Source organism: Leucobacter luti, assembly GCF_050310065.1.
Taxonomy (GTDB): domain Bacteria; phylum Actinomycetota; class Actinomycetes; order Actinomycetales; family Microbacteriaceae; genus Leucobacter; species Leucobacter luti_B.
Genome location: NZ_CP190007.1, coordinates 1046276 through 1059238, shown reverse-complemented (window position 1 = coordinate 1059238; position 12963 = coordinate 1046276). Strand labels below are relative to the sequence as shown.

Here is a 12963-nt window from a genome sequence, read left to right as displayed (position 1 = left end):
CCCGGGCGTCTCCCCTGATCCGACCTCGCCCGTCACTGGCGGTCCGAGTCGGCGGCGCCCTCCTCGGCCTCGTAGCCGACGATCCGCGCGATCCTGAGCGCGACCTCGTCGGGGTTCGCGAAGAGGTCGAAGCTCTGCACCCGGTGGTAGTGCCAGCCGAGCCTGCGGAGCACCGCGGGCCGCAGCCGGAGCGACTCGCGCAGGCTGTCGCCGCTGTCCCCGAGATCGAGGTCGATCGCGATGGCGCGCTCCCCGTAGGAGGCCGCGAGCGGGATCGCGCCGCGGTAGTCGAGGGCGACCGTGAGACCGAGCTCCTCCAGCCGATCGGCGAGCTCCCCGATCATGGGGTCGCGCTCCGCGGGAAGCGAGGGCGGAGCGGGCTCCGGGTGCTCGAGCGAGAGCATCTCGGAGAGCCCGATCACACCGTGCTTGATGCGGGCTGCGTCGAGATCCTCCGGCTTGAAGCAGCTCACGATCGTCATCGCGCGGCGTGCGCGGGTCATCGCGACCGCGAGCAGCCGCTCGCCGCCGGGCCTGCCGAGCGCGCCGAAGTTCGAGAGCACGCGCCCGTGGGGCGTGCGGCCGTAGCCGATCGAGAAGATCACGCGGTCGCGGCTCTGCGCGGTCGCCTGCTCGAGCGTGAGCACGGCGAAGGGCTCGGCCCGCTCGCCGAGCAGGAAGTCACGGTACTGGGGCAGCTTCGAGAACGCCTGCAGCACGGCCTGGTACACCCGCACGGCGTGCCGCTCGCTCGCGGTGATGACCATGAGCGACTCGGCGGAGCGCTCGCTGGCGTGCTCGAGCACGAGCTGCACGACGCGCTCCACCTCGGCGTCGGTGCTCTCGACGGCGCCCGTGTGCTGATCCGGCAGCCCCTGCCCGCCGCGCACGAACTCGTACGTGAGACTCGAGTGGCCGAGGAAGCTTCCGGCCCAGGGCAGCGAGTGGATCGCACCGCCGTAGAAGCGCGTGTTCACGAGCTGCGTGAGATCCTCGCCGCCCGCGCGGTAGCTGCGGGTGAGCGTGAGCGTGGGGAGCACCTCGCTCAATTTGGCAAACGCCGACTGCGCGTAGAGGTCGTCAGAGTCGGTGTCGTCGTGGCTCGTGGCCCCGACGGCGATCTCGAAGCGCGAGGGCGTCTGGGTCATGGTGTCGCCGAAGGCCACGACCTGCTCGGCGCGGCGGATCGCGCCGAGGTTCTCCACGAGCGTCGTCGCGCCGGCGTCGACGAGGATCACCGTGTCGAAGCGCATGGCGTCGGGCAGCTGCGCAACCTCGTAGGGCGACATGGTCCAGACGGGCGCGAGCGTCGAGAGCAGGGTTGGCGCGCGGCGGGCGAGCGTGACCGCCGAGGCGTAGCCACTCCGCAGCGCCTCGCGCAGCGCGAGCGCCTCCTGCTTGTTGTCGAGCACGGCGACGCGCCAGGCGTCGGCGAGCTTCGCCGCGAGGAGGGATCCGTTCGCGCCGGCGTGCGCGTCGTCCACGAGCCGGAAGTCGGCCTCGAGCCGCTCGATCACGCTCGTGCTCGCGCTCAGCAGCGCCGGGTTCGTCTGCAGCATGCGCTCGAGCGCCGATTGCCACCAGGCGAGCTCGAGCTCGCCCGAGACGTCCTCCGCGGGCACGTGGCGCACGGAGAGGTCGGCGAGCAGGGGCTCCAGGTGCGCGGCGCGCATGCGCTCGACGATCGTCGTGCGCTCCTGGATGTTCTGCAGTACCTCGGACTCGCGCGCGAGATCCGAGATCCGTGTCGCGAGGGCCCCGAGCGAGAGGTTCTTCATGCGGTTCGCATCGCCCGAGGTGCCGAGCACCCGATCGAGCTCGTCGAGATCCTGATAGGCCGACTGGTACGCGACGACGACGTCGGCGATCCCGAGCGGCGGAGTCGGCCTGGTGCCCGCGACGGTCGTGTAGCGCTGCCACAGCACCCGCTGCTGCTGAATCTGCACGAGCCGCGCGTACATGTCGGTGATGTGCACGCCGGGGCGCACGTACTCGCGGGCGAGCTTACGCAGGCGGCGCTTGTTGGCCGACGACATCTCGTCGCCGCCGCGGGGCGCGTGCGCCGCGATGACCTCCGTGAGGGAGCGGTCGTAGACCTCGTCCTTGAAGCGGTCGAGCGTCTCGCGGATCCCCATGAGGAGCCGGAGGTAGACGCCGAGCTCCGCGATCGTCTCGTAGGGGCGCATGGGCGTCTGCCCGATGACCTCGTTCGACATCGAGATGAGGCGGGGAAGTTGCGATTCGGCGAGGTCGACGGCGAGCCCGTAGGCCGAGCGCGCCTCCTCCGTCGTCGAGAAGTCGACGCCGTACCAGGGCGAGTCCTCGGGGCCGTACTGGAACTGGCCGAGGCGCGCGACCTCCGTGAGATCCTCGGCGACGGCCGAGCGATCGAGGGTGAGCTGGCCGAGCGCCTGATCGTCGAGGCGGACGGTCGTCGAGGGCGGCCGCTCGCCGAGGGAAAGCACCGTGAGTCTGCGGAGCGCGTCGAGCGGCGAGACGCCAAAGCGCTTGTCGGGCTCGGAGAGCGCCTCCTGGTAGTCGAGCAGCACGCCGCGCAGGCGCGTGAGCGCCTCGTCCACGTCGCGCAGCTGCTCGGGCCGGGCGTTCTCGTTGCGGCTGATCGACTCGACGAGATTGCGGCGGAGCCTGCGCGGGCTCACCGAAAGGCCTGCGAGGCCGGCGCGCGTGAGCCTGTGAGTGATGCCGTCGAGGGTCGCGCGGCGCGGCGACACGACGAGCACGCGCTTGTCGGCGCGCACGAGGCTGCCGATCGCGTTCACCACGGTCTGCGTCCCACCCGTGCCGGGGAGCGCGTGGACCACGACCGAGTGGCCCGCGTCGATCTGGGCGAGCACGTCGTCCTGCTCCGCGTCGGCGTCGTAGAGGTACCGGTCGGTGTCGGGCGAGCGGTCGTCAGGCGGCGTCGCGCTGACGGGTCGATACGCCTGCTCGAGCGCCTTCTTCGCGGGCTCGTTGCCGCAGATCGCGGCGAGGATCGGAGCGTTCAGGTCTTTCGCGTCGGCGACCATGCGCTGCGACACGTTGTGGAACGAGGAGACGACGAGCCGCGGCTGCACCACGAACTCCGGCACCCCGGCGACCATCTGGCGGAGCCGGTCGATCACGGGCTGCGGCTTGAACACGCCCTCGGACTGCGAGAGTTCGATGAGCGAGCGCGCGTCGAGCGTGATCCCGAACTGCTCGCGCAGCACGCGGATCAGCTCGGAGTTCACGACGGGGAACTGCTTGAGCTTGAGCTCGAAGTCGCGGCCGTAGCGGCGGATCGCGAGCGGGCGGAGCAGCACGGGCGCGCAGAACGACTCGCCCTCGAAGCTCCACTTCGCGATCCCGACGCCGAGGTTGACGGTCTCGAGGCCGCGCACGGTCCGCATCTCGATGGCCTTGTCGGTGACGCGGGCCGCGGCCGCGCGCGCGTGGCGCAGCGCGAGATCATCGCGGATCAGCGCCGAGAGCAGGATCTTGTTCCCCGTGATGAACTGCGGCAGGCCGCCGGGGTGGGTGGTCGAGAGCTCGATCCGGTTCGGGGTGCGGTCGTCGAAGTGGAGCAGCGGGTTCGATCCGCCGATCGTGGCGAGCTCACGGCGCCAGTCGGCGTGCTCGTCCGCATAGGCGTCGACGAGCGCGACGGGGCCCGCGATCCGGGACGCGAGGTCCTTCTCCGGGCTGGGCTTCTGCTCCGCCTGCGGGCGCGGTGCGGTCGCGAGCGAGCCCTCGCTGCGGGGCGCACCGCCCGGCTCCGCGGGCTCCTGGGCCTTTGCGGCGCGCTCGGTCGCGGCGTCGGCCGCGCTCGGCCGCGCGGCCGTCGTTTCCGCACCGTTCTCGTCGCGTCCCTTATCCGGACGCCGACGCCGATCTACACTCCACACACCGACACCTTACGTCGCGATCTCAAGAAAAACGGGAATCCGCGCGGCGATTCACGCCGCGCGGATTCCCTGGGATTTTCAGCGCAAGTGCGCTTTTCCGGTTCGGGTTAGTGCCGCTCCCCCGCGGAGACGGCCTCGTTCGTGCCCGTGACGACCGGATCCGCGACGTCCATCTCGCCGCCGCGCAGCTTCGCGAGCACCCGCATGAGGTGGTACACGCAGATGGCCGCGATCGTGCCGAGAGCGATGCCGTTGAACACGACGGCGCCCAGCTGCACCGTGAAGTCTGCGATGCCCACGATGAGCGGGACCGCCGCCGAGAACTGGTTGATCGGCTTCGAGAAGTCGACCTTGTTGTCGATCCAGATCTTCACGCCGATCAGGCCGATGAGTCCGTAGAGTGCGACCGTGACGCCCGCGAGCACGCCGGAGGGCACGGAGAAGATAATCGCGCCGACCTTCGGTGAGAAGCTCAGCAGCATGGCGATGATGCCGGCAACCCAGTAGGCCGCCGTCGAGTAGACGCGGGTCGCGGCCATGACGCCGATGTTCTCGCCGTAGGTCGTCGTGCCGGATCCGCCGCCGAAGCCGGCGAGCATCGTCGAGATGCCGTCGGCGAGCAGGGCGCGGCCCGTCACGGGGTCGAGGTCGCGGCCGACCATGAGGCCGACGCTCTTCACGTGGCCCACGTTCTCAGCGATGAGCACGAGCACGACCGGGAGGAACGCGGGGAGCAGACCCCAGAGCGTCGGGTCGGCGAACGGATTGCCGACCGTGTGGAACGCCGGCAGCCCGACCCAGGCGGCCGACTCGACGGCCGAGAAGTCGACCTCGCCCATGAACACCGCGGCGACGTAGCCGACGACCATGCCGAGCACGATCGAGAGGCGGCCGATGAGACCACGGAAGAGCACCGTGATGAGCAGCACCGCGACGATCGTGATGAGCGCGACCCAGCCGGAGAGCTCCGTCGCGTTCCAGTTGTTCTTCACCGCGGGCGCCAGGTTGAAGCCGATCAGCGCGACGATCGCGCCCATGACCACGGGCGGCATGAGGGCGTTGATCCAGCCCGTGCCGAAGCGGGCGACGATGAGGCCGACGATCGCCATGAGCACGCCGATCGCGAGGATCCCGAACGAGGCGCGGCCGAGGTCGTCACCGCCCGCGAGCGCCGCCATGATGGGCGCGATGAAGGCGAAGGAGGAGCCCAGGTAGCTCGGCAGGCGGTTGCCCGTGAGCACGAGGAACAGCATGGTGCCGAGGCCCGAGAAGAACAGGGTCGCGGTGGGCGGGAAGCCCGTGAGCAGGGGCACGAGGAAGGTCGCGCCGAACATCGCGACGACGTGCTGGGCGCCGAACCCGATCGTGCGGGTCCAGCCCATCCGCTCCTCGGGCAGGACGATCGCGTCGGGTGAGACGTGCTTGCCGTCTCCGTGCAGCTTCCAGGGCAGCGCCATCGTGGCTCCTTCGGGGTGTACCGAGTGTCACCTCGCGTTCACCCCCTCAAGCGCGCGGCCAATCAGCCATTGTAGCGCTCAGCGGGCTCTCAGGAAGCAGCTTTGGAGACGACGACGGCGCGGGATCCGGATCCGGATCCCGCGCCGTGCGTATTCGAGAGGAGTGATCGGGTCGCCCCGGATCAGGACTCCGCGATGTAGACCTTGCGAATGTGGTCCTCGACGGTCCAGCGCGTGCGGGATCCTGCGACGAGCCGCACGACGTCGCCCGGGCCGACCTCGATCGTGCGGTCCTCCTCGACGAACTCGATGAGGGCGCTGCCCGAGAGCACGACGAAGATCTCGTCGATCTCCGTGTCGGTCACGGTGCCGCCGCGCAGCTCCCAGATGCCGACCTCTGCCCCGGCGATTGAGCCGAGCTCGAGCGTGCCGTGGCTCGGGGCGCCCGTGACGACGTCGTCCTCGGTCACGGCCTCCAGCTCGACCTCGACGTTCGTTCCGGTGATCATTCCGTTCGCGTCCGAGGGAAGCGATGCCTGCGTGCTCATGAGTCGAACCCCAATCCGAGTGCGTCGAGTGTCTTCAGCAGCGCGTTGCGCTTGCCGCCGTTGTGATCCGCGCGGTCGAGGGCCCAGCGGGTGAGGTTGATCCCGATCGACGCCGCGGGCTCGGGCGGGAACGGGAGCGGGATGTCCTGCACCATCTCGAGTTCCGTGCGCTCGGTGACGCGGCCCTCGAAGCGGTCGACGAGCACGTCTGCGGCGAAGTGGGTCGCCCCGACGCCGAGGCCGGTGAAGCCCGCGACGTACTGGACGCGGCCGCCGTAGGCCTGCCCGAAGAAGGCGCAGAAGCGGGTGCTCGTGTCGATGACGCCGGCCCAGCGGTGCGTGAACTTCAGGCCCGCGAGCTGCGGGAACGTCGTGAAGAAGTGGCTCGCGAGCTTGCGGTGGCTCTCCATCCGGTCCTCGTACTCCGGCTTGATCTTGCCGCCCGAGAAGTAGACCGCGTCGTAGCCGCCCCACAGGATCCGGTTGTCCTTCGTGAGGCGCGAGTAGTGGAACTGGTTCGCCATGTCGGCGAGCCCCTCGCGGCCGTCCCAGCCGATCGAAGCGAGCTGCTCGTCCGTCAGCGGCTCGGTCATGAGCACGTAGTCGTACACGGGCACCGTGTGGAAGCGGTAGCGCTTGAGCAGCGACGGGAAGACGTTCGTGCAGAGCGCGACGCGCTCAGCCGTGACCGCGCCGTGGTCGGTCTCGAGGCGGATCGGCGCATCCGCGCCGCCCTCGAGCCGCTTCACGGGCGTGCGCTCGTGGATTTCGACGCCGATCTCGGCCGCGTGCCGCGCGAGCTCGGCCGCGAGCTTCGCCGGGTGCAGGTTCGCGTTCTCCTTCGGCGAGAACCCGCCGCCGAGGAACGTGGGTGATTTGATGCGCGCCTGCACCTCGGCCTGGTCGAGGGTCACGACGTGCGGATCCGCGCTCTCCCCCAGCCACTCGACCTGGTACGGCTCGTTCGCGACCGACAGCTGGCCCGTGCGTTCGAAGTCGACGTCGAGCTTGTGCTCCTCGAAGAAGGCCTCCATGGCGTCGAGGTTCTCGTAGCCGAGCCTGCGCAGCGTGCCGGTCTGATCGGGCCAGCGGGACTCGGCGTTGGGCTCGCCGTGGGTGATGCTGGCCTCGCAGAAGCCGCCGTTGCGGCCGGAGGCCGCCCAGCCGATGCGCACGGCCTCGAGCAGCACGACGCGGCGCTCGGGGTGCTCCGTCTTCAGCTTGATCGCGGTCCAGAGCCCGGCGAAGCCGCCGCCGACGACGGCGTCGTCAACGCGGGTGTCGCCCGCGAGCGGGGGGTACTTCGCCGCGGAGTCTGCGACGTCGTCGATCCAGAAGCAGCCGAGCTTCGTGCCGGCGAGCGACTCGTCGACGATCTTCGCGGCGGGTCGGTTCGTTTCAAAAATGGTGGAGTGCATGTGGTCCTCGTCCTCGGTTTCCACTTCGATCTTCGCACACGAGCGTCGGAATGTAAATGTCAATGTCAATGCCGTTGACACGCGCGGAAGCCCCCGATCCGGCGATGGATCCGGAGCGAAGCCGGTGCCAGCAGCTACTCCGCGGGCGGCTTCATGATGGCGCCGGTTCCGAGGCCCATCGCGAGCCCTGCGGGCACCCACAGCCAGAACTGCGTGAGCGCACCGAGGATGACGCCCATCACGAGGCCGATCACGAGCGCGACGATCATCTGCTTGCGGCGCGCCTCGGGCGAGACCTCGTCGCCCTTGCCGCGGTTGGCGCCGTTTGAGTTCTTTCCGCCGCCTGCGCCGTTCCCGCCGCCGGTCTTGCGCACGTTCCCCGGCCCCGAACCCTTGCTCATGAGTCCAGCCTACGCGCCCTCGCCTGATCAGCGCGTTCGAGTTCACCGAGCTCGGAGACGAGCGCGGCGTCCGCGCCCTTCGCACGCGCGAGCCCCGCGAGCTGGCCCGTGGCGCGCGCGATCTTCGCGATGCTCGGCGACGGGGACGCCCCCGCGGCGAGCAGCACGGGCTCGAGCCGGTCGAGCCAGGCGCGATCCGCTCCCCCGAGCATCTCCGCCTCCCACTCGCGCCAGGCGCGGCGCACCTCATCGGCCGCGCTTTCGGCCTGGCGATCGATCGCGAAGACCTCGTCGTCGGCGATCTCGATGAGGCCGCCCGATTCGGCGCCGGATCCGGATCCGGGCTCCCGGTCGCGCAGCACGACGACGGTGCGGGTCGTGCGGAGCTCTGCAACGGCGCGGAGACGCGCGAGCCCCTCCTCACCGATGCGATCCCGGATCTCCGCGGCGAGCGCCTCCGGCATCTCGGGCGAGGATGGCCAGCCCGTCTCATGCACGCCGTCGGCGCCGCGGCGCTTCAGGTGCCAGCCGGCGTCCGTGCCTCCTGCGCGCGAGCGCACGGCAAGCCCCTGCGCGGCGAGCGCGCGATCCGGAGTGTCGAAATAGCTCGCGACCAGGTGATGCACCTCGGGGGCTTCGGCCGAGAGGCCGATCGCCGCGAAGGCCTCAGCGCCGGGAAGCGTCGCCCCCTCGCGCACCTCGTACTTGCGCTCGACCTCTTCGGACTCGATCCCCGTCTGCTGTGCCACGGGACCAGCATACGGCCGCGGCCCCGGATCGCCGCGCCTGCCCGCGAGCCACACGATCCCCGCGCCGGCGACGACCACGAGCAGCACGCCGAGGAACGCGGCCGGCGTGAGCACCTGGCCCAGCACGAGCGCCCCGACGATCGTGCCGAGCGCCGGGTCGAAGGCGAAGAACACGCCCAGCACGCGGGCGGTCGTGAAGCGGCCGGCGAGCGTGTCGACCGAGAAGGCGAGCGCCGTGCCGAGGAGCGCCGAGGCCACGAGCGGGAGCAGGTGCTCCACTCGGATGTGCGGCACCGTGGGCGCCGAGAACGGGAGGGTCAGGATCGCGGCGACGGCGACGGAGAGCGCGATGCTCGGCAGGCCGCCCTCCGACTGGCCGATCCGGGCCGCGAGCAGGGTGTAGAGCCCGAAGCCCGCGCCGGCGAGCGCCGCGAAGAGCACGCCGAGCGGGTCGAGCGGGCCGCCGAACCCCGCGATCAGCACGACGCCGCCGAGTGCGACGAGCGCGAGCAAGCCCTCGCGGATCCGACGCGAGGCGGCGAGCGCCACGGCGCACGGGCCGAGGAAGTCGATCGTCGTCGCGATCCCGAGCGGCAGCCGGTCGACCGCGAGGAACAGGAAGGCGTTCATCGCGGCCATCGCGACGCCGTAGAGCACGATCCCGGCCCACTCGCGGCCAGTGCGGCCGCGCAGCCGCGGCCGGAAGATCGCGAGTAGGAAGATCGCGGCGATGGCCATGCGCGTCGCGCTCGTGCCGAGCACGCCGAGTTCGGGGAAGAGCCCGAGCGCGAGCACCGCGGAGAACTGCATGCCGGCCGAGCCGACGAGCACGAGCAGCATCGCCCTGATGGTGTTCGCCCGCGTCGACGGAAGAGTGCTCATCAGGCCCATGGTAGCCCGGACTAGACTTGCCGCATGACCGGGCAGGAGGGGCGCGAGGCTGCGCGCGAGGCCGCCGTTGCTCGAGCCGCCGCCGCCTGCTCCTCCGCGGCCGCTTGGCTCGCGTCGGCCGGGGTGCCGAGCGAGGCGCTCGCGCAGTACGTTCCCGCGCGGCGGAAGCTCCTCGTGACCCGCAAGCCGACCATGCAGCCGCTCGGCAGGGTGTGGCGGATCGGGACCCTGCTGCTCGCCGAGGACGGGCGGCTCTTCGCGCACGGCCGCTCGACGCGGGCGGCGGAGCGCGGGCGGCCGGGGTATCAGTCGCTGTCGCGCGAGGAGCGGCGCGAGATCGCAGCGGCGGCGCTGCGCGGCGGCTTCGCGGAGGGCGAGCCCGTGAACTTCGACGCGGTGCCGCTCGGCTTCCCGCCTGCACCTGCCCCCACGGACGACGACCCCGCGCTCCCGGTCGGCTACGCCGACGGCGACTTCCGGGTGCGCTGGCGCGCGGGCGCTCCGCTCGCGGGCGCCCCGCCGCTCGCCGCCTTCTTCAACGACCGCCTCCCCCTCCTCGCTCCGTAACCTCGGGTACAGCGGGCGCGATCGGGGCGGCGAGGTGCGCTAGACTTCCAGGGTCGCGGCAGCGCCGCGTCCCCGCCTTGGTAGCTCAGTGGATAGAGCACTTCTCTCCTAAAGAAGGTGTCGGAGGTTCGATTCCTCTCCAGGGCACTCACTCTTCTACTCGCAGGGCCTCAGGGCCTCCGGGTCGCCGGGCCGCCGCAAGGCGCCCGATCGGCGCACCCTCTTCTGCGCGCCCGATCGCGAGCGCCCTCGGCGACTCCGGATCCGGGCCACGCAGTCATGTCAGCGCGCATTCGACATACTGCACTTGAAAGTTCGACAGGGCGAACATTAGTATCTTGGTACTCGAACCAGCGCCACACCCACGGAAATGAGGACCGCCCATGTCTCCAAGCGTCCGCACGATCAGCCCGCGCCCGCACCCGCACTTCGCCCGCGCCGCCTCCCTGGTCGCGATCGCGGCCCTCGGCCTCGGGCTTTCGGCCTGCTCAGGCTCCGCGCCGGAGTCACCGCAGGGGTCCGTGCAGGCCGACGACCGGCCGGTGGTGCTGACCACTTTCACGGTGCTCGAGGACATCGCGGAGAACGTGGCGGGCGACAAGCTGCGCGTCGAGTCGATCACGAAGCCCGGCGCCGAGATCCACGGCTACGAGCCCACGCCGGGCGACATCAAGCGGGCGGCCGACGCCGACCTGATCCTCGACAACGGCATGAACCTCGAGGCGTGGTTCGAGAAGTTCGTGCAGGATCTCGACGTGCCGCACGTCGTGGTCAGCGAGGGCGTCGAGACCATAGACATCGCTGAGGATGCCTATCAGGGGCTCCCGAATCCGCACGCCTGGATGAGCCCGCTCAACGTGCAGCAGTACGCAGACAACATGGCGAAGGCCTTCGCGAAGCTCGCTCCCGAGCACGCCGACGAGTTCACGGCGAACGCCGAGGCATACAACGCCGGGCTCCAGCAGGTCCAGGATGAGCTCGTATCCGAACTCTCCGCGCTTCCCGCGAGCCAGCGGGCGCTCGTCACCTGCGAGGGGGCCTTCTCCTACCTCGCGCGCGACGCCGGGCTCTCGGAGAAGTACATCTGGGCGGTCAACGCCGAGCAGCAGGCCACCCCGCAACAGATCGCGTCGGCCATCGAGTTCGTCAAGCAGAACGAGGTTCCGGCCGTCTTCTGCGAGTCGACCGTGTCCGACGCGCCGATGCAGCAGGTCGTTGACGCAACCAGCGCGAAGTTCGGCGGCACGCTCTACGTCGACTCGCTCTCGGAGGCCGGCGGTCCGGTCCCAAGCTATCTCGAGCTCATTCGGCACGACGCACACACGATCATCGAAGGGCTGACGGAGAAGTAAGAATGAATAGCGCAGCAATCCGCGTCGACGGGATCACCGTGCGATACGGAGCAGTCACGGCACTCGACCGGGCGAGCCTTACGGTTCGCCCGGCTCGGGTGTGCGGACTCATCGGGATGAACGGCTCCGGCAAGTCGACGCTCTTCAAGTCGATCATGGGGATGCTCCGCCCCGAGTGCGGGCGGATCCTGCTCGACGGGGTGGATCCCGCGGTCGCGCGGAAGGCGGGCTCGATCGGCTACGTCCCCCAGAGCGAGGACGTCGACTGGACCTTCCCACTCTCAGTCCGCGACGTGGTGATGACCGGTCGATACGGGCGGATGGGCCCGGCTCGCAGGCCGCGTCGGGAGGATCGCGCCGCCGTCGCCGGCGCGCTGGAACGCGTCGAGCTCGAGTCTTTCGCTGATCGCCAGATCGGCGAGCTCTCAGGCGGCCAGCGCAAGCGGGCCTTCGTAGCCCGCGGGATCGCGCAGGGCGCAGACATCCTCCTGCTTGACGAGCCGTTCGCCGGGGTCGACAAGCGCTCAGAATCGACCATCACGCGGCTGCTGCGCGAACTGGCGGACGGCGGTGCCACCGTTCTCGTCTCCACGCACGACCTCCACGCACTGCCCGGCCTCGCGGACGAGGCCGTCCTGCTCCGCCGGACCGTGCTGCTGCATGACACCCCGCAGGAGGTGCTGCGGCCCGAAAACCTCGCGCGGGCCTTCGGCCTGGATCCCGTCGCGCAGGAGGCCGCCGCATGAACCCGCTCGACCTCGTCTTCGACCCCCTCGCCTATGACTTCATGACCCGCGCGCTCGCGACCGCCGCGGTCGCGTCGATCGTCTGCGCCGTCCTCTCCTGCTGGCTCGTGCTCGTCGGCTGGTCGCTCATGGGGGACGCCGTGTCGCACGCGGTGCTCCCCGGGGTAGTACTGGCCTACGTTGTGGGCGCCCCCTTCGCTCTCGGCGCGCTCGTCTTCGGGATCCTCGCCGTCGCACTCATCGGGACCGTGCGCGACCGCAGCCGGGTGAAGGAGGACGCCGCGATCGGCATCGTCTTCACGACGCTCTTCGCGCTCGGACTCGTCCTGATCTCGGTCACCCCGTCGCAGACGGACCTCAACCACATCATCTTCGGCAACCTCCTCGGCGTCTCCTGGGGTGATTTCCTGCAGGTCGCGATCCTCGCGGCCGTCGCCTTCACGATCCTCATCGCGAAGCGCCACGACTTCACGCTCTACGCCTTTGACCCCGCACACGCGCACGCCATCGGCCTCAACCCGCGACTTCTCGGCGCGGCGCTGCTCGGGATCCTGGCGCTCACGGCGGTCGTCGCGCTCCAGGCCGTCGGCGTGATCCTCGTCGTCGCGATGCTCATCATCCCTGGTGCCACGGCGTACCTGCTGACCGACCGCTTCGGCCGGATGCTCGTGATCTCCCCCACGATCGCCGTGACCTGCGCCGTCGCGGGCGTGTACCTGAGCTACTACCTCGACACCGCCACGGGCGGCACGATCGTGCTCGCCCAGGGCGCTGCGTTCGCCCTCGCGTTCCTGTTCGCGCCTCGGCGCGGGATCGTGACCCAGCTCGTCGCCGCGAGGCGCAGGTCCGCTGAGGCTATGGCCTCCGCACCCTCCGCCGGCTCCGCCGAGCCGCGGAACGCCTCGACGGTGGTCTGACTCCCCGCGCGGCCGAGATGCGGGCAGCCC

The 12963-nt window shown here is 70.4% G+C and carries 10 protein-coding genes and 1 tRNA gene; 5 read left to right on the top strand and 6 right to left on the bottom strand.

Annotated elements, in window-relative coordinates; genetic code table 11:
• Nucleotides 1–32: 32 nt before the first annotated feature.
• From ACOPJ3_RS04795 to ACOPJ3_RS04770, 6 genes are all read right to left on the bottom strand, one after another.
• On the bottom strand, nucleotides 33–3887 hold the full coding sequence (locus ACOPJ3_RS04795) for an AAA family ATPase (protein WP_427870697.1): 3855 nt from the start codon (nucleotides 3885–3887) through the stop codon (nucleotides 33–35).
• A gap of 107 nt (nucleotides 3888–3994) precedes the next feature.
• Nucleotides 3995–5344, bottom strand: a complete 1350-nt coding sequence (locus ACOPJ3_RS04790; protein ID WP_427870696.1) for a uracil-xanthine permease family protein — start codon at nucleotides 5342–5344, stop codon at nucleotides 3995–3997.
• Nucleotides 5345–5526: 182 nt separating this feature from the next.
• A complete protein-coding gene (locus tag ACOPJ3_RS04785) occupies nucleotides 5527–5892 on the bottom strand; it encodes a cupin domain-containing protein (RefSeq protein ID WP_427870695.1) in 366 nt (121 codons plus the stop codon).
• Complete coding sequence (locus ACOPJ3_RS04780; protein WP_427870694.1) at nucleotides 5889–7310, bottom strand: NAD(P)/FAD-dependent oxidoreductase; 1422 nt, start codon at nucleotides 7308–7310, stop codon at nucleotides 5889–5891. Before ACOPJ3_RS04780 ends, ACOPJ3_RS04785 begins: the two co-directional genes overlap by 4 nt.
• Nucleotides 7311–7444: 134 nt before the next feature.
• Nucleotides 7445–7711, bottom strand: coding sequence for a hypothetical protein (locus ACOPJ3_RS04775; protein WP_427870693.1), 267 nt, complete (start codon nucleotides 7709–7711; stop codon nucleotides 7445–7447).
• Nucleotides 7708–9342, bottom strand: coding sequence for an EamA family transporter (locus ACOPJ3_RS04770; protein ID WP_427870692.1), 1635 nt, complete (start codon nucleotides 9340–9342; stop codon nucleotides 7708–7710). The genes ACOPJ3_RS04775 and ACOPJ3_RS04770 overlap by 4 nt, the downstream gene beginning before the upstream one ends.
• A 33-nt stretch (nucleotides 9343–9375) precedes the next feature.
• Here ACOPJ3_RS04770 and ACOPJ3_RS04765 point away from each other — a divergent pair, with 33 nt between their 5' ends.
• The 5 genes from ACOPJ3_RS04765 to ACOPJ3_RS04745 all read left to right on the top strand — a co-directional run bounded on the left by ACOPJ3_RS04765 (nucleotide 9376) and on the right by ACOPJ3_RS04745 (nucleotide 12933).
• Complete coding sequence (locus tag ACOPJ3_RS04765) at nucleotides 9376–9918, top strand: hypothetical protein (protein WP_427870691.1); 543 nt, start codon at nucleotides 9376–9378, stop codon at nucleotides 9916–9918.
• Nucleotides 9919–9992: 74 nt separating this feature from the next.
• Nucleotides 9993–10065, top strand: a tRNA-Arg gene (locus ACOPJ3_RS04760).
• Between the two features lie 236 nt (nucleotides 10066–10301).
• Complete coding sequence (locus ACOPJ3_RS04755; RefSeq protein WP_427870690.1) at nucleotides 10302–11270, top strand: metal ABC transporter substrate-binding protein; 969 nt, start codon at nucleotides 10302–10304, stop codon at nucleotides 11268–11270.
• A gap of 2 nt (nucleotides 11271–11272) precedes the next feature.
• The gene (locus ACOPJ3_RS04750; RefSeq protein ID WP_427870689.1) at nucleotides 11273–12016 is read left to right on the top strand and encodes a metal ABC transporter ATP-binding protein; all 744 of its coding nucleotides are present in this window, start codon (nucleotides 11273–11275) and stop codon (nucleotides 12014–12016) included.
• Nucleotides 12013–12933 (top strand): metal ABC transporter permease, encoded by a 921-nt coding sequence (locus tag ACOPJ3_RS04745; protein WP_427870688.1) that lies wholly within the window; start codon nucleotides 12013–12015, stop codon nucleotides 12931–12933. The genes ACOPJ3_RS04750 and ACOPJ3_RS04745 overlap by 4 nt, the downstream gene beginning before the upstream one ends.
• Nucleotides 12934–12963: the final 30 nt, after the last annotated feature.

Excerpts from the sequence above, each read along its gene's own strand:
- ACOPJ3_RS04780 (WP_427870694.1), bottom strand. The coding sequence starts at position 7,310 with ATGCACTCCACCATTTTTGAAACGAACCGACCCGCCGCGAAGATCGTC.
- ACOPJ3_RS04750 (WP_427870689.1), top strand. The coding sequence starts at position 11,273 with ATGAATAGCGCAGCAATCCGCGTCGACGGGATCACCGTGCGATACGGA.
- ACOPJ3_RS04770 (WP_427870692.1), bottom strand. The coding sequence starts at position 9,342 with ATGAGCACTCTTCCGTCGACGCGGGCGAACACCATCAGGGCGATGCTG.
- ACOPJ3_RS04745 (WP_427870688.1), top strand. The coding sequence starts at position 12,013 with ATGAACCCGCTCGACCTCGTCTTCGACCCCCTCGCCTATGACTTCATG.
- ACOPJ3_RS04765 (WP_427870691.1), top strand. The coding sequence starts at position 9,376 with ATGACCGGGCAGGAGGGGCGCGAGGCTGCGCGCGAGGCCGCCGTTGCT.
- ACOPJ3_RS04785 (WP_427870695.1), bottom strand. The coding sequence starts at position 5,892 with ATGAGCACGCAGGCATCGCTTCCCTCGGACGCGAACGGAATGATCACC.
- ACOPJ3_RS04790 (WP_427870696.1), bottom strand. The coding sequence starts at position 5,344 with ATGGCGCTGCCCTGGAAGCTGCACGGAGACGGCAAGCACGTCTCACCC.
- ACOPJ3_RS04775 (WP_427870693.1), bottom strand. The coding sequence starts at position 7,711 with ATGAGCAAGGGTTCGGGGCCGGGGAACGTGCGCAAGACCGGCGGCGGG.
- ACOPJ3_RS04755 (WP_427870690.1), top strand. The coding sequence starts at position 10,302 with ATGTCTCCAAGCGTCCGCACGATCAGCCCGCGCCCGCACCCGCACTTC.